14 protein-coding genes are annotated in these 16,268 nt (G+C 37.9%); 6 read left to right on the forward strand and 8 right to left on the reverse strand.

Annotation, left to right across the window (positions count from 1 at the left end; all coding sequences use genetic code 11):
* Positions 1-3 precede the first annotated feature (3 nt).
* The 8 genes from V6E76_RS10895 to rpmH form a co-directional block, all read right to left on the reverse strand.
* Positions 4-777 carry a ParB/RepB/Spo0J family partition protein gene (locus V6E76_RS10895; protein WP_247352796.1) on the reverse strand — a complete coding sequence of 258 codons (774 nt, stop codon included), beginning with the start codon at positions 775-777 and terminating at the stop codon, positions 4-6.
* Positions 778-877: 100 nt separating this feature from the next.
* Positions 878-1,690, reverse strand: coding sequence for a ParB/RepB/Spo0J family partition protein (locus V6E76_RS10900; protein ID WP_247352798.1), 813 nt, complete (start codon positions 1,688-1,690; stop codon positions 878-880).
* Between the two features lie 15 nt (positions 1,691-1,705).
* Positions 1,706-2,419, reverse strand: a complete 714-nt coding sequence (rsmG, locus tag V6E76_RS10905; RefSeq protein ID WP_247352800.1) for a 16S rRNA (guanine(527)-N(7))-methyltransferase RsmG — start codon at positions 2,417-2,419, stop codon at positions 1,706-1,708.
* Complete coding sequence (gene mnmG / locus V6E76_RS10910) at positions 2,416-4,299, reverse strand: tRNA uridine-5-carboxymethylaminomethyl(34) synthesis enzyme MnmG (protein ID WP_247352802.1); 1,884 nt, start codon at positions 4,297-4,299, stop codon at positions 2,416-2,418. Before mnmG ends, rsmG begins: the two co-directional genes overlap by 4 nt.
* 21 nt (positions 4,300-4,320) lie before the next feature.
* Entirely contained in the window at positions 4,321-5,697 is a 1,377-nt protein-coding gene (mnmE, locus tag V6E76_RS10915) for a tRNA uridine-5-carboxymethylaminomethyl(34) synthesis GTPase MnmE (protein WP_247352804.1), read from the reverse strand.
* A 13-nt stretch (positions 5,698-5,710) separates the two neighbouring features.
* On the reverse strand, positions 5,711-6,565 hold the full coding sequence (gene jag / locus V6E76_RS10920) for an RNA-binding cell elongation regulator Jag/EloR (protein WP_247352805.1): 855 nt from the start codon (positions 6,563-6,565) through the stop codon (positions 5,711-5,713).
* A gap of 15 nt (positions 6,566-6,580) precedes the next feature.
* On the reverse strand, positions 6,581-6,916 hold the full coding sequence (rnpA, locus tag V6E76_RS10925) for a ribonuclease P protein component (RefSeq protein WP_247352807.1): 336 nt from the start codon (positions 6,914-6,916) through the stop codon (positions 6,581-6,583).
* 115 nt (positions 6,917-7,031) lie between these two features.
* Complete coding sequence (gene rpmH / locus V6E76_RS10930; RefSeq protein WP_026867092.1) at positions 7,032-7,169, reverse strand: 50S ribosomal protein L34; 138 nt, start codon at positions 7,167-7,169, stop codon at positions 7,032-7,034.
* A gap of 435 nt (positions 7,170-7,604) precedes the next feature.
* On the opposite strand from rpmH, the gene dnaA reads away from it, so the two are divergent.
* The 6 genes from dnaA to gyrA all read left to right on the forward strand — a co-directional run bounded on the left by dnaA (position 7,605) and on the right by gyrA (position 16,251).
* Complete coding sequence (dnaA, locus tag V6E76_RS10935; RefSeq protein ID WP_166626404.1) at positions 7,605-8,945, forward strand: chromosomal replication initiator protein DnaA; 1,341 nt, start codon at positions 7,605-7,607, stop codon at positions 8,943-8,945.
* A gap of 167 nt (positions 8,946-9,112) precedes the next feature.
* Positions 9,113-10,246, forward strand: a complete 1,134-nt coding sequence (dnaN, locus tag V6E76_RS10940; RefSeq protein ID WP_026867090.1) for a DNA polymerase III subunit beta — start codon at positions 9,113-9,115, stop codon at positions 10,244-10,246.
* Positions 10,247-10,441: 195 nt separating this feature from the next.
* Positions 10,442-10,660 (forward strand): S4 domain-containing protein YaaA, encoded by a 219-nt coding sequence (yaaA, locus tag V6E76_RS10945; RefSeq protein WP_370545354.1) that lies wholly within the window; start codon positions 10,442-10,444, stop codon positions 10,658-10,660.
* Entirely contained in the window at positions 10,657-11,760 is a 1,104-nt protein-coding gene (recF, locus tag V6E76_RS10950; protein ID WP_247352809.1) for a DNA replication/repair protein RecF, read from the forward strand. Before yaaA ends, recF begins: the two co-directional genes overlap by 4 nt.
* A gap of 14 nt (positions 11,761-11,774) precedes the next feature.
* A complete protein-coding gene (gene gyrB, locus V6E76_RS10955; RefSeq protein ID WP_247352811.1) occupies positions 11,775-13,694 on the forward strand; it encodes a DNA topoisomerase (ATP-hydrolyzing) subunit B in 1,920 nt (639 codons plus the stop codon).
* Positions 13,695-13,710: 16 nt separating this feature from the next.
* On the forward strand, positions 13,711-16,251 hold the full coding sequence (gene gyrA, locus V6E76_RS10960; protein ID WP_247352814.1) for a DNA gyrase subunit A: 2,541 nt from the start codon (positions 13,711-13,713) through the stop codon (positions 16,249-16,251).
* Positions 16,252-16,268: the final 17 nt, after the last annotated feature.

Raw genomic sequence — 16,268 nt, forward strand, 5'->3', positions numbered from 1 at the left:
TGATTATTTTTGCTGCAACATGGAAAGAATTCTTTTAAATTCTTCCTCTGATGTAAACTCCAATTGAATTAAACCTCTTTGTTTTACCTTTTTAATTTCAACATTTGTTCCAAAATGATCTTTCAATTGATTTTCGTAACTCTCAAGAAACCTTAATTTTTTTGTAGACTTCTTAATTCTCTTTTTACTCTTAAAGGTCTTTACATGAGCTTCTAACTTTCTAACACTCATGCTGTCTTTAACTGCTTGTTCTGCTACCTCTTCCATTAAGAGTGGATTTTTTAAGGCTAATAAAGTTCGACCGTGAGCACCAGTTAACTTGCCATTATTAATCAATTTTTTCACTTTAGCAGGTAAGGTTAAAAGTCTAAGCATATTAGCAATATAAGACCTCGACTTGCCCAGTCGTTTCGATAAGTCATCTTGTGTGAGCTTAGCAGAGTGCATCAACTGCTTATAACTTTCCGCTTCTTCTAAAGGACCTAAGTCTTCCCTTTGAAGATTTTCAATGATGGCAAGTTCCATCATCTCACGGTCGGTCATGTCAGTAATAATAGCAGGTATAGTCTTTAATTCCGCAAGCTCAGTCGCTCTTAAACGACGCTCACCCGCAACAAGGGTATACCCTTTTACCGCTTTTCTCACAGTAACAGGTTGCATAACACCATGAACTTTAATGCTCGCAGCTAAGTCTTTTAGTTTTTCTTCATCAAAGGTTTGTCTCGGTTGATATGGATTTTTTCGAATTTCAGAAACTGCTAGCTCAATAATTTCCATAACACGTCACCGACTTCCCAAAGATAAAATACATTACTCATTATAACAGTACAAGCCATGTTTGTAAGTGAAAAAGAGTACCTACATCAATGCAGGCACCCTACTTATAAATTTTAATTGTAAGTTCGTGTAGCTCATCTGTTTCAGACGATTCAATTTTGACATCGACACCTTTTTCACGAAGCTTCTTAATATCTCTTTCAACATCATTCAATACAAAAGCAACATCGTCATTGAAATTGATTTGTTCAACACGCACCTTTTGGCGGTTCTTAACAGCGAGTTCTGTTTCCTTAACTGTCAGATGATCATTCACGATATTTTTCAATACGTCATACTGCATATCGTTATCCAATATAAGTAGTGCTCTCGCGTGTCTTTCCGTGATTTCATCCTTTTCTAATGCCGTTATAACGTCGTTAGATAACTTTAATAATCTCAATTTATTAGCAATAAATGACTGACTTTTACCAATGCTTTCAGCTAAGTCTTTTTGAGTGATATCATCCATTGCTAGCAGTTGCTTATAGGCTCTCGCTTCTTCAATACTAGATAAATTTTCACGTTGGATGTTTTCAATCAGCGCGATAGCAGCAGACTCTTGATCAGTGAGATACTTAACTATCGCCTTAGTATCCTTAAAATCTAGTCGCTTTAAGGCTCTAAACCGTCTCTCTCCAGCAATGATTTCATACATACCTTCTTCAATAGGTCTGAGTGTAATCGGCTGTAAGAGTCCATGTTTCTTAATGGAATGTGCGAGTTCATTAATACGTTGCTCATCAAATACTGTTCTTGGCTGATATTGGTTCGGAACAATGTTTTCTAGAGGTACTTCGACTAATGAATCATCATCTTCAGCAGTTTCACTTTTATCTATTAAGTTGAATAGCTTTGAAAAAGGTTTCTTCACACATTCCACCACCCTTTATTTTAATGGGGATTTATTTGGAGTTCCCGGTTTTCTCGGATATTTCTTAGGTGTCTTTCTGATCTTGTCAATGACTAGAATATAACGCTGACTCTCTTCTTCTGGCAAGGTAAGTTGATGGGTTTCTTTTAAAGACCCACCTAAGAGGTCAAGTGCAAACTCTGCATCAAGGAGTTCTTCTTTGGCCTTCTTACCTTTCATCACTATAAACTGCCCACCTGTTCTTACTAGTGGTAAACATAACTCTGATAAAACGTTGAGTTCTGCAACCGCACGGGCAGTTACAACATCAAACATGTGTCTTGGTCCGTGTTGGCCAAAAGTCTCTGCTCGGTCGTGAACTAAATGCATTTTATCGAGACCAAGTACGGCAGTCAATTCATTTAAAAACGTAATTCTTTTATTTAACGAATCAACGATTGTCACTTTTAGGTCTGGACGAATAATCTTCATCGGAATGCTTGGAAATCCTGCACCTGCTCCGACGTCACAAATACTCGCACCTTCTTCTATATCCGCATAAAACAGCGGTGTAATTGAATCATAGAAATGTTTTAAATACACTTCTTTTAGATCAGTGACTGCTGTTAGATTAATTTTTTTGTTCCACTCTACGAGCAATTCAAAGTACGTTTTAAACTGTCCAATTTGTACGGTTGAAAGTTCAATACCTTGATCTTTTAATTTATTAATGAATTCTATTTCATTCATGAGCCTGTCCTCTTCACATTTCCTTGTTCAATGTAGACAAGTAAGATTGAAATATCTGCTGGATTTACGCCTGAAATTCTAGATGCTTGGGCAATATTTAAAGGCTTAACCTCTTTGAGTTTCATTCGTGCTTCTGTAGCCAATGAGTTCACTGCATCGTAATCAATATTTTCAGGGATTTTCTTATCTTCCATACGTTTCATCTTATCGACTTGTTGCAAGGATTTCTTAATATAGCCATCGTATTTTATTTGTACTTCAACTTGTTCATACTCTTCTTGTTTGAGAGTAATGTCCTCAGAAAGTATCTCCATGATTGACTCATAGTCCATCTCTGGACGACGTAGTAAATCAGCAGCTAGTATACCATCTTTAAGTGCTGTACCGCCGCGTTGTTCTATAATACTTTGAGTATGCGCATTTGGTTTGATACGTACTGCTTTAAGACGGTCTAATTCAGCTTCAATATTTGCTTTTTTCTGATTGAATCTAGCAAATCTCTCTTCTGATATTAACTTATTGTCATAACCAATTTCAGTTAGACGCATATCAGCATTATCATGACGCAGTAGTAAACGGTGTTCGGCACGAGACGTTAACAAACGATATGGCTCATTCGTACCTTTAGTGACTAAGTCATCAATTAAGACACCAATATAAGCATCTGTACGGCTTAAGATTAATTCTTCTTGACCAAGTAATTTGTTCGCAGCATTGATTCCTGCAATAAGTCCTTGGCCAGCAGCTTCTTCATAACCACTTGTTCCATTAATTTGACCAGCAGTATATAGGTTTTTAATTTTCTTAGTTTCTAAAGTTGGCCATAATTGCGTCGGTACAAGTGCATCGTACTCAATCGCATAACCTGCACGCATCATACGTGCATTTTCTAAACCTGGAATACTTTTCACCATGTCACGTTGAACATTTTCAGGCATACTCGTTGATAAGCCTTGAACGTAAACCTCTTTAGTATTACGACCTTCTGGTTCTAAAAAGATTTGGTGACGTGGTTTATCGTTGAATCTAACGACCTTGTCTTCGATTGATGGGCAATATCTTGGACCTGTACCTTGAATGACACCTGAGTACATTGCCGATAAGTGAAGATTTGCTGTAATAATTTCATGTGTTGTTGCTGACGTGTAAGTTAACCAGCATGGGAGTTGATCTAAAATAAATTCAGTCGTATCAAAGCTAAACGCTCTCGGTACATCATCACCTGGCTGAATCTCAGTTTTACTGTAGTCAATAGAGTCTGCATTAACTCTCGGTGGTGTTCCTGTTTTAAAGCGAATAATTTCGAAACCTAAATCCTTGAGTTGGTCTGCTAAAGCCAAGGAAGGAATTTGGTGATTTGGACCACTTGAATATTTAAGATCACCTAGAATAATCTCTCCACGTAAAAATGTACCTGTTGTGATGATGACAGCATCACCTTCATAAACAGTACCAATATTCGTTTTCACGCCACGAATCTCATTGTCTTCTATAATCAATTCGTCAACCAGACCTTGAAGGATATCTAAGTTTGGCTCATCTTCAAGAACTGATTTCATTTCTTGTTGATAAAGTACCTTATCTGCTTGTGCACGCAGTGCTCTAACTGCTGGTCCTTTACCAGTGTTTAACATACGCATTTGGATGTGTGTTTTATCGATTACTTTAGCCATTTGTCCACCTAGGGCATCAACTTCACGTACGACAATACCTTTAGCGGGTCCACCGACTGATGGGTTACATGGCATGAATGCGATGTTATCGAGATTGATGGTCAACATTAATGTTTTAAGACCTTTACGGCTTGCTGCGAGTCCCGCTTCGACACCTGCATGGCCAGCTCCGATAACAATCACATCATATTTCATATTTCCGGTCATTATTTTACCTCCTGTTTAATTCTATTTTCCTAGACAGAACTGACTAAATAGCTTATCTATCAATTGTTCTGAAACATCTTCTCCGATGACCTCTCCAAGGAGTTCCCAAGTTTTAATCAGGTCAATCTGAATAATATCCACGGGCACGTCAATTTCTGCAGAAGAAATTGCGTCACCAATTGAAGTTTTCGCTTGTTCTAATAAGTTAATGTGACGATTGTTAGATACATATGTTGAATCTGCAGATGAAATACTACCATCAAAGAACATTCTTTGAATTTCATTCTCAAGATCATCCACACCTTGGCCATTTATAATAGACGTTTTGATGAGTGGAATATCGAAATGACTTTCTAAGTAGTCAGTATCTAGATTTTGTTCTAAGTCTAGTTTATTGATGATACCGATAACTTTTTTATCATCTACTGTTTCTAGGAGCTCTATATCTTCTGGTGTAAGCTCATCATTATAATTCATGACATACAAGATTAACTCTGCATCTTTTAACGCTTCACGAGATCGTTCCACACCTATTTTTTCAACAATGTCATCCGTTTCACGAATCCCTGCAGTATCGACGAGTTTTAATGGAATACCGTTAACGTTTACGTACTCTTCTAAAATATCACGCGTCGTTCCCGCAACATCCGTCACAATTGCCTTGTTATCTTGAATGAGATAGTTAAGTAAAGAGCTTTTACCGACGTTAGGTTTACCAATGATGACCGTGCTCAAACCTTCTCTTAAGATACGGCCTTCCGCACTAGATTTTAACAACTTACCAATCTCTGACTCTACCTTTTTGGCTTCAGATAGGAGGAAGGACGTTGTCGCTTCTTCTACATCATCGTATTCAGGATAATCAATGTTCACTTCGACTTGAGCCAATATATTTAATATGCTTTGACGTAGCGATTCAATATATGTTTTCAAGCGCCCTTGAACTTGTTGGTTGGCCACTTTTGATGCTTGGTCAGTTTTAGATCGAATGAAATCCATGACCGCTTCAGCTTGAGACAAATCAACTCGTCCATTTAAAAAGGCGCGCTTTGTGAATTCACCTGGTTCAGCCATTCTTGCACCGTGGTTTAAAGTCAGTTGAAGCACACGATTAACCGTATGAATCCCACCATGACAGTTAATCTCAACGATGTCCTCACGCGTATAAGTTTTCGGTGCACGCATGACTGCACACATGACCTCTTCAACTGTTTCATTGGTAGTAGGATCAACAATATGACCATAATTTATAGTATGTGAATCGACTTCACTTAGGTTTTTTACGCCGCTGTACAGACGATCTGCAATTTCAATCGCATCTACACCTGACAAACGAACGATAGCAATCGCCCCTTCACCGACTGGGGTGGAGATGCTTGAGATCGTTTCAAATTGCACTTTAAAAACTCCTTTATTTCTTAATAATCACGATGGCGCGTCTTGGCTCTTTTCCTTCTGAATAGGTATCTATTCCCTTTTCACGACTTAGTGCATGGTGCATAATTTTTCTTTCATTCGCTGGCATCGGTTCAAGCCTTACTTTTTCATGAGTACGCCTTACCTTATCCGCCATGTTCAAGGCCAATGCTTCTAAAGTTTCCTTACGTTTACTTCGGTAATCACCGACATCCAGCTCTACTCTGTTATAACTTGGATAGACTATATTTAAATAATTTTGTGCAAGTTCTTGAAGTGCATTTAAAGTCTGCCCACGCTTACCAATAATCTTTGCAGGGATATCCGCATCAAAATTTAAGTGAATAATCGACTTCTTCACCTTCATTTGAACCGTGTTCTCAACACCCATACCTGAAACTATTTCCGAAATATAATGCGATGTTTTCTCACCAGCTTCAGTGAGTGCCTGGTGCTCTTTATTTTTCGGTTTTGATTCTTCAATAATTGGCTCAATTTTAGGTCGTTCATGCTGCTTATCATCTGCTAATTCTTGAACTGCTTCAGTCTCTTCAGGCTGATTTTCTTCATGTGGCTCGACTACGTCATCTGTTGCCCGCTCTAAAACGCTATCTGCTTCAACATGTTCGTTTTCGCGTGCTGAAATCATTGCTTCAATAGATTCATAGGATTTTAGTTCAGGGTTGATAATCGTTAGTTTCACTTCAGCCTCACGCTTACCAAAACCTAAAAAGCCAGCCGAACCACTATCCAACACTTCTATTTTAATGTCGTCTTCGCTAACACCGAGTTCCTCTAATCCTTTTGTTACAGCATCATTGACCGTCTTTTCAGTATAAATTCTGTACATATACTAACCCCCGTATTATTTCATACACCTGGCTATTTTTAGGACATGTAAGAGTGATTTTTCCATTTCATGATAGTTCATATCCTTAACAGGATTACGAGCGATCACTACATACTCTAATGGCTTAAGTTCATGTTTATGAGTCTGATAAAATGCACGAATGCGACGCTTAATCTGATTTCTTTTTACAGCATTGCCGAGTCTTTTTGACACGCTGATGCCGAGCCTTAAATGTGGCACTTCCTGATTGTCTTTTAAATACACTACAAACTGCCTGTTCGCAAAGGATTTACCTCGTTTGAAAATCAGCTTAAAGTCCTTCTCTTTCTTAATTCTGAATCGCTTTTTCATCATTAACTACGCTCTTTCATATCTATGATTAATTATTATACTAAAAAGCTTCTATTATATAAAACTTTCGACATTGCGCAAAAAAAAAGATCATCCTAGTCAGATGATCTAATGGTTATGCAGAAAGAACTTTTCTTCCTTTTCTTCTACGACGCGCAAGAACTTTGCGTCCGTTTTTAGAACTCATTCTCTCACGGAAACCGTGTACTTTAGCACGTTTACGTTTATTAGGTTGATACGTACGTTTTACCATATATGACACCTCCGTCATTTATTTTTTCTCTGTTTTTACCTTCTCTTAGAATTGCAACTACTAAAGAATACCAAAAACACGGTGCTTTTTCAACTTTTTATTTGATATTTATTTAGAAGAAATTAATCTTTTCAAGAGTTTCTGTGGATAACTTTTAAGTATTATAGCACTTATGCACAGATTTTTTAATGAGTTTCCCACTTTTTCACAGGCTGTGTCAGAAATTTTGTGGGAAACTGTGAAAATTGTGAATAACTCTGAAAAATATTGATAACACAAATTAAATAAGCTATAATTTTACCCGTATCCCTGTGGAAAAGAAGATATCACACTGAAGTTATCCACAGAATGTGAATAACCTGTGCAAAGTTTTCTACACCTGTGTAAATATATTATCCACAGCCTGTGATTTGTGAATAAGAGAGGAATTTTTTTATGAGTAGTTTAAATAGTATCTGGGAAAAAGTACTCGAAGAAATTAAAAGCAACCATAATATTCAAAATGTGACATTTCAAACTTGGTTTAAAAATACCGAACTTGTCGATTTGAATACAAGCTATGCTGTCATTAAGGCAGATAGTGATTTTCAGAGAGAATGGCTGAATACGCAGTACAAAAGCATTATCGAAGATAGCATTTACAGCTCTATCGGAGAAAAAGTAACCGTTCAAATTGTCATCAAAGGTGACGAAACAACACCAATGGTTTCAGAAGAGAAAAATACACAACAGGAAAGTATTAAGACTGCACCAATACACCATGCTCTAAATGAGCAGCATACCTTCGATACTTTTGTCATCGGTAATGGTAACCGCTTCTCACATGCAGCATCTCTCGCAGTTGCTGAAGCACCAGCTAAAGCATATAACCCATTGTTTATATATGGTGGAGTTGGACTTGGTAAAACACACCTGATGCATGCGATTGGTAATTTCGTTTTAGAAAATCGTCCAAATGCCAAGGTGGTCTATCTATCAAGTGAAAAATTCACTAATGAATTCATCAACTCAATACGTGATAACAAAACAGAAGAATTCCGTAATAAATACCGTAATGTAGATGTCCTTTTAATCGACGATATTCAATTTTTAGCAGGAAAAGAATCTACCCAAGAGGAATTCTTCCATACTTTTAATTCCCTGCATGAGAATAATAAGCAAATTGTCATCTCAAGTGACCGTACCCCTAAAGAGATTCCTACTTTGGAGGATCGTTTACGTTCACGCTTTGAATGGGGATTGATGACAGATGTCACTCCACCTGACCTCGAGACAAGAATTGCAATTTTACGAAAGAAATGTGAAGAAGAAAACGTTGAGATTCCAAACGAGGCCATGATATATATTGCTAACCATATTCACACAAATATCCGTGAGCTAGAAGGTGCCTTAACGCGCGTTGCTGCCTATGCTAAGATTTCCAATCAACCGATGACGCCAGAAGTTGTTTCCGAAGCTTTAAAAGATCTCGTGACAACAACTCAAACCAAGCGCATTACTGTTCAAGATATTCAGCTTGCTGTCAGTGAATATTACGGCATTCATATTGATGAACTATCATCTAAAAAACGGACGAAGTCCATCGCCTTTCCTAGACATGTCGCCATGTATTTATCGAGAGAACTTACCGATAATTCATTACCAAAAATCGGCGAGGTCTTTGGAGGTCGAGATCACACAACCGTTATACATGCACATGAAAAAATTTCAAAGCTCGTTGCTGAAGATGAACTTTTCAACAGTGAACTAAAAGAAATAGAAAGTAAGCTCAATTAAAATAATGTGAATACTGTGGATAAATGTTACACTTGAACCAACACTTTATGCACATGTGGATAAGTTGACGCCTAAAGCTTTAACTTAGTTTTCCACAAATTCACAGGACCTACTATTATTACTGTTATTTTATTACTATATATTTAATAAATAAGGAGTACATACTTATGAAAATTAGTATCAATAGACAATACTTCATCGAACAACTTAATCATTGCTTAAAAGCTATTTCACCTAGAACAACTTTACCTATTTTAAGTGGAATAAAAATCGATGTCTCAGATGATCAAATGGTACTCACAGGTAGTGATTCCGAAATCTCTATAGAAATTACAATACCAACAGAAATAGATAACGAAGAAATTCTAGAAATTGAATCACCAGGTTCTGTCGTTTTAACAGGACGTTTCTTTGTTGATATTATTAAAAAACTCTCCGGTGATTTTGTTGAACTAGAAACCAATGAGCAGTTCTCTACTAAAATTACCGCAGGTAAATCAGAATTTAATTTAAGTGGTCAAGATGCAAACCAATATCCTCTCTTACCAGAAGTTAACGAAGCGGATAGCCTAGTAATGTCTTCAACGGTCTTAAAAACGATTATTAACCAGACAAACTTTGCAGTATCCCTATCTGAAACAAGACCTGTCTTAACTGGTGTGAACTGGTTATTTAAAGATGATCATATTTCATTTACAGCAACAGACTCTCACCGTCTTGCACTTAGAAAATTATTGGATAAGACATTCAACACTGATGCATCAAATGCAATTATTCCAGGTAAGTCTCTATCTGAATTGAGTAAAATTTTGTCTGACTCTGATGAAGATGTCGAAATTAACCTATCACAAAACCAAGTACTCTTTACTTACGGCAATATGAGATTCATTTCTCGATTACTCGAAGGAAATTACCCAGATACAACACGTCTTTTCCCAGAAAATTACGAGACTAAAGTCAATGTAAATAATGCTGAGTTCTATCACGCTATAGACCGTGTTTCATTACTTGCAAGAGAAGGTGGCAACAATGTTATTCGCATGTCAGTAGAAAATGGAAATGTGGAATTGACATCTAATTCACCTGAAGTTGGGACAGTAAATGAAGAAGTTACTGCATCTAGCATTGAAGGTGAAGATATTAAGATTTCATTTAACTCGAAATATATGATGGATGCCCTACGTGCAATTCAATCTGAAGAAGTTACCGTTGAATTTTTCGGTACGATGAGACCATTTACGATTACGCCAAGTGATTCAACTGAAGTTGTGCAACTAATCTTACCTATAAGAACTTACTAGAAAAAAATAGTTAATTAGTTCTGTGACCATGCTTTTTATTTTAAATAAAAGGCCTCTGGTCACTTTTTATTTTTACTAGGTAGGTAAATACCTTTTTGACTTTAAAACGCTCTGTGGGCATTATTTGGCCTGTAAAAGTGAAAAAGTATCAAAAATGTAGTATAATGAATGAGTATGTTCTAGGAGGTTATGTCTATGGAAACAATTCATTTAAACGGTTTGATTACGTTAGGCCAATTTTTGAAACACCAAAACATCATTGGTACGGGTGGCCAAGCTAAATGGTTTTTAAGTGAAAATATAGTGTTTTTAAACGGGGAAGAAGAAAATCGTCGTGGCAAGAAGCTTCATGACGGAGATGAACTCGTCATCGAAGGTATTGGCGAATACAAAATTAAGTATACAGATCAATGATATTAAACAGTATTTCCATAACTCACTTTCGTAATTATGATTCCTTATCTTTAGATTTTCATCCTAAGTTAAATATTTTTATTGGGCCAAATGCCCAAGGGAAGACGAATCTTTTAGAAGCGATATATTTTTTATCGCTTGCGAAGAGTCATCGGACATCAAAAGATAAGGAATTGATTCAATTCAATCAAGAAGAAGCTTACATTAATGGGCAAGTGACAACAGAATCATCTAGTATTCCCCTATCGATCAGTATCGGTAAGGGCGGCAAAAGAGCTAAGGTGAATCACCTCGAGTCTGCTAAGTTGTCTATGTATATTGGCCATTTAAATACTGTGCTCTTCGCCCCGGAAGACCTCAATATCGTTAAAGGTTCGCCTCAGATTAGACGTAAGTTTCTTAACATGGAGTGCGGACAAATTTCAAAAGTGTATCTGAGTCATCTGTCTAGCTACAATAAGGTCTTAGCTCAAAAGAACCAGTATTTAAAATCTCGTAAGGTCGATGAGCTCATGATTGAAGTACTGAATGAACAGATGGCGGAGCATGCGACGAGAATTATTATAAAGCGCAAGCAGTTTATCGATACGATTGAAAAACACGCATCAAAAATCCATAGAGATATTTCAAATAACAAAGAAGAACTAAAAGTGATTTATAAACCGAATATTAAATATGACAATGAGGATGCAGACGATTTACAACAAGAGATTACAAAGCTTCTCAGTGAAAACTTAGATAAGGAAATTGAACGTGGTACATCGCTCGTCGGACCACATAGAGATGATATCGGTTTTACGATCAATGAGTTCGATGTTCAAACTTATGGTTCCCAAGGACAACAACGTTCAACAGCTTTGTCTGTGAAACTTGCTGAACTTGAGTTGATTAACGAGGAAGTCGGAGAATATCCGGTCTTGTTACTCGACGATGTACTAAGTGAACTGGATGAAGTACGTCAGGCACATCTGTTAACGTCGATTCGAAACAGAGTTCAAACCTTTGTTACGACGACATCCATTAGCGATATCAACCATGCCATCATGGATGATATGCAGCTGTACGAAATAGAAAACGGTCAAATAAAGATCGATGAATAGCGGAAGGTGAGAACATGGCAGAGGAAAATATAGATCAATATGGTGCAAGTCAGATTCAGGTTCTTGAGGGACTTGAAGCGGTTAGAAAAAGACCTGGTATGTATATTGGTTCAACGTCATCCAGAGGATTACATCACTTAGTATGGGAAATTGTCGATAACAGTATCGATGAAGCCCTTGCGGGTTATGCATCTGAAATCAATGTCACAATTGAAAAAAATAACTGGGTTAAAGTGACGGATAATGGTCGTGGAATTCCAGTCGATATTCAAGAGAAGATGGGACGTCCGGCGGTTGAGGTCATCTTAACTGTCCTACATGCTGGTGGTAAATTTGATGGCTCCAGTTATAAAGTATCCGGTGGACTACATGGTGTCGGTTCATCGGTTGTTAATGCACTGAGTTCAAAACTTGAAGTGTACGTTCACCTTGATGGGAAAATTCATCATCAATCATATTCACGTGGTATTCCTGATTTTGATTTAAAAGTGATTGGTGAAACTGATAAGACAGGTACAGTCATCCGCTTTAAAGCAGATGATGAAATATTTACAGAAACGACAGAATACGATTTAGAAATTCTGCAAAAACGTATTAAAGAACTCGCCTTCTTAAACAAGGGTCTGAAAATCAACTTAACAGATGAGCGAGATGAAGAACCTGTACATTTTGAATACTTGTACGAAGGTGGAATTCGATCATTTGTTGAGGAATTAAATAAGACTAAAGATGCCTTACATGAAGAAATTATCTACATGGACGATGCGAAAGATGAAATCGAAGTTGAAATTGCCATGCAATATAATCATGGTTATACGACAACCCTCCTCACTTATGCGAACAACATTTATACGCATGAAGGTGGAACGCATGAAGATGGCTTTAAACGTGCTTTAACTAAGGTCATTAATAACTATGCAACCAAACAAAATCTAATTAAGTCTACTGATGAAAGACTGTCCGGGGAAGATGTTAGAGAAGGACTAACTGCAGTGGTTTCTATCAAGCACACTGACCCTCAGTTTGAAGGTCAGACGAAGACTAAACTTGGTAATTCTGAAGCGAGATTAATCACTGATCAATTATTTACTGCTGGCTTTGAGCGTTTCTTATTAGAAAATCCTCAAACCGCTAAAATAATTGTCGATAAAGGAATCAACGCTCAACATGCTAGAGTTGCAGCTAAAAAAGCACGTGAAATGACACGTCGTAAATCTGCACTTGAGGTTTCAAGTCTTCCTGGTAAGCTTGCAGACTGCTCAAGTAAAGATCCTGCGAAAAGTGAGTTATTCATCGTAGAGGGTGACTCTGCTGGCGGTTCAGCGAAATCGGGTCGTGACTCTAAGCATCAAGCTATTTTACCGTTAAGAGGTAAGATTTTAAACGTTGAAAAATCACGTCTAGATCGTATTCTAGGTAACAATGAAATCCGTTCTATGGTGACAGCACTGGGTAGTGGTATTGGAGATGAATTCGATATTTCTAAAGCACGTTACCACAAAGTTGTTATCATGACAGATGCTGACGTCGACGGCGCACACATTAGAACCTTATTGTTAACCTTCTTCTTTAGATTTATGAGACCGTTGATTGAACACGGTTATATCTATGTTGCTCAGCCACCACTTTACAAAGTTGAGCAAGGGAAGAAAAAGCATTATGTGTATGATGATGAGGCACTCGATGTCCTCCGCAGCACTTTACCGGAAACACCTAAGTTTTCAATCTCAAGGTACAAAGGTCTCGGTGAGATGAATGCCGATCAACTTTGGGAAACAACAATGGATCCGGAAAACAGAACGTTACTTCAAGTAGAACTGGATGATGCGATTGCAGCTGATCAGACATTTGAAATGTTGATGGGTGATATCGTTGAGCATCGCAGAAACTTTATTGAAGAAAATGCGAGATACGTAGAAAATCTCGACGTTTAAAAAGGAGACTTGAATTATGGCGGACCAAGAAGAAAAATTTCAACAGATTAATATAACAAAAACGATGCGCAGCTCGTTTTTAAGCTATGCCATGAGTGTCATCGTCTCACGTGCATTACCAGACGTTCGAGATGGAATGAAACCCGTACATCGTAGAATTCTATACGGCATGCATGACAACGGTATGACTTCTGACAAACCATTTAAAAAATCTGCTCGTATCGTCGGAGACGTCATGGGTAAATATCACCCACACGGCGACTCCTCCATCTATGATGCTATGGTACGTATGGCTCAGGATTTTTCTTACCGTTATCCACTCGTTCATGGCCAAGGGAACTTCGGTTCTATGGATGGTGACGGGGCAGCGGCAATGCGTTATACAGAAGCAAAAATGAGTAAGATTTCCATGGAACTCATGCGTGATATCAACAAGGATACCGTGGACTTCCAATTGAACTATGATGAGAATGAGCGCGAACCGTCTGTTTTACCAGCACGTTTCCCTAACCTACTCGTCAACGGTTCAAGTGGTATTGCAGTTGGGATGGCAACGAACATTCCACCGCATAACTTACGCGAAGTGACAAATGCAGTCTTAGCAATTGCGGATAATCCAAATGTAACAGCTTCAGAATTGATGGAATTTGTCTCAGGACCAGACTTTCCAACAGCAGGTTTGATTATCGGTAAGAGTGGCATTAAGCGTGCCTATGAAACAGGGCGCGGTTCTATTATGATGCGTGCGCGTTGTGAAATTGAAGAGATGAAGAATGGTAAAGAACGTATCGTTGTCTCTGAAATTCCATACCAAGTAAACAAGGCACGTCTAGTAGAAAAAATTGCTGAACTCGTTAGAGATAAGAAAATTGACGGCATTACAGATTTACGTGATGAAACTAGCCTTAAAGAAGGCGTAAGAATCATTATTGAAATCCGTAAAGATAAGAATGCGAATGTTATATTAAACAATTTATATAAACAGACGCCACTTCAGACATCATTTGGTATTAACATGCTTGCCCTTGTGAATGGTGAGCCGAAAGTACTCAGTCTTAAAGAAGTATTATATTACTACTTAGAGCACCAAAAAGATGTTGTGACACGTCGTACGAAATATGAATTAAAACGTGCCCAAGATCGTGCGCACATTCTAGAAGGTCTATTAAAGGCGCTTGATCACATAGATGAAATCATTAAGACGATTCGTGCCTCAGCGACTGATGAAGAAGCGAAGACGAGTTTGATGAGTCAATTCGAATTCTCTGAGCGTCAAGCACAAGCGATTCTCGATATGAGATTACGTCGTTTAACAGGTTTAGAAAGGGATAAAATCCAGTCTGAATACGACGAATTGCTAAAAACGATTGAATATCTAAAAGCAATTTTAGATGATGACAATAAGCTCCTTGAAGTTATCAAAGAGGAATTAACAGAGATTCGTGACAAATTCGGTGACGATCGTCGTACAGAAATTACAATCGGTAACATCTCTGATATTGAAGATGAAGATCTTATTCCAAAAGAAAATATCGTTGTCACACTTAGTCATAACAGCTACATTAAACGTCTTCCAGTGTCGACATATCGCGCACAGCATAGAGGTGGTCGTGGTATTCAAGGTATGAATACAGTAGATGACGACTTTGTGAGCCAGATTGTGACAATGAGTACGCATGATTACATCATGTTCTTTACAAATAAAGGTAGAGTATATCGACTGAAAGGATACGAAATTCCTGAGTTATCACGTCAGTCTAAAGGTATACCGATTGTAAATATGATTGAAATCGAAAAAGATGAATTCATTTCGACGATGATCAGTGTGAAAGACAAAGAAGAAACAGAAGGATATAACCTACTCTTTGCAACCAAACATGGTCAAGTTAAACGTACAGCACTCGATGAGTTTAAGAGCATAAATAAAAACGGTAAGATTGCGATTCGCTTCAAAGAAGATGATGAATTGCTTGGTGTCCGTTTAACTGACGGTTCTAAAGAAGTTATTCTTGGAACAAGAGACGGTTCCCTTGTCCGTTTTGAAGAAACACAAGTGAGAGAAATGGGTCGTACTGCTGCAGGCGTTAGAGGTATTAAGCTACGTGGAGATGACCAAGTCATTGGAGTAGACGTCCTAGAATCCGGTCAACATGTCTTAGTCGTTACAGACAAAGGCTATGGTAAACTTACTCATGAAGACCAGTACCGTTCCATCAATCGCGGTGGTTACGGTGTTAAAACCGCTCAGCTCAATGATAAAAACGGTAAACTTGTCTTTATCGCGTCAGTTGACCGAGATGAAGACATGATGATTGTCACAGAAAAAGGTGTAATCATCCGTCTAACTATCGACACTATTTCAGTGATGAGTCGTAGCACTCAAGGTGTTCGCCTCATTCGACTTGATGATGATCAAGATGTTGGAACTGTTGCAGTAGTGAAAAGCGAAATCGGTGAAGAAGAATTAGAAGAAGCTGACAGAACTGAGGATTCCCTAGAATCTAAGGGCGAGTCAGAAGAAGCATCTGATCCAGCTACTGATTCCGAGGAAGAATAAGAATATAGATTGATTAA

Origin of the sequence: Jeotgalicoccus huakuii (genome assembly GCF_036665975.1) — a bacterium.
Classification (GTDB): Bacteria; Bacillota; Bacilli; order Staphylococcales; family Salinicoccaceae; genus Jeotgalicoccus; species Jeotgalicoccus marinus.

Excerpts from the sequence above, each read along its gene's own strand:
- rsmG (WP_247352800.1), bottom strand. The coding sequence starts at position 2,419 with ATGAATGAAATAGAATTCATTAATAAATTAAAAGATCAAGGTATTGAA.
- rnpA (WP_247352807.1), bottom strand. The coding sequence starts at position 6,916 with ATGAAAAAGCGATTCAGAATTAAGAAAGAGAAGGACTTTAAGCTGATT.
- recF (WP_247352809.1), top strand. The coding sequence starts at position 10,657 with ATGATATTAAACAGTATTTCCATAACTCACTTTCGTAATTATGATTCC.
- gyrB (WP_247352811.1), top strand. The coding sequence starts at position 11,775 with ATGGCAGAGGAAAATATAGATCAATATGGTGCAAGTCAGATTCAGGTT.
- yaaA (WP_370545354.1), top strand. The coding sequence starts at position 10,442 with ATGGAAACAATTCATTTAAACGGTTTGATTACGTTAGGCCAATTTTTG.
- gyrA (WP_247352814.1), top strand. The coding sequence starts at position 13,711 with ATGGCGGACCAAGAAGAAAAATTTCAACAGATTAATATAACAAAAACG.
- jag (WP_247352805.1), bottom strand. The coding sequence starts at position 6,565 with ATGTACAGAATTTATACTGAAAAGACGGTCAATGATGCTGTAACAAAA.
- dnaA (WP_166626404.1), top strand. The coding sequence starts at position 7,605 with ATGAGTAGTTTAAATAGTATCTGGGAAAAAGTACTCGAAGAAATTAAA.
- V6E76_RS10895 (WP_247352796.1), bottom strand. The coding sequence starts at position 777 with ATGGAAATTATTGAGCTAGCAGTTTCTGAAATTCGAAAAAATCCATAT.
- mnmG (WP_247352802.1), bottom strand. The coding sequence starts at position 4,299 with ATGACCGGAAATATGAAATATGATGTGATTGTTATCGGAGCTGGCCAT.
- dnaN (WP_026867090.1), top strand. The coding sequence starts at position 9,113 with ATGAAAATTAGTATCAATAGACAATACTTCATCGAACAACTTAATCAT.
- rpmH (WP_026867092.1), bottom strand. The coding sequence starts at position 7,169 with ATGGTAAAACGTACGTATCAACCTAATAAACGTAAACGTGCTAAAGTA.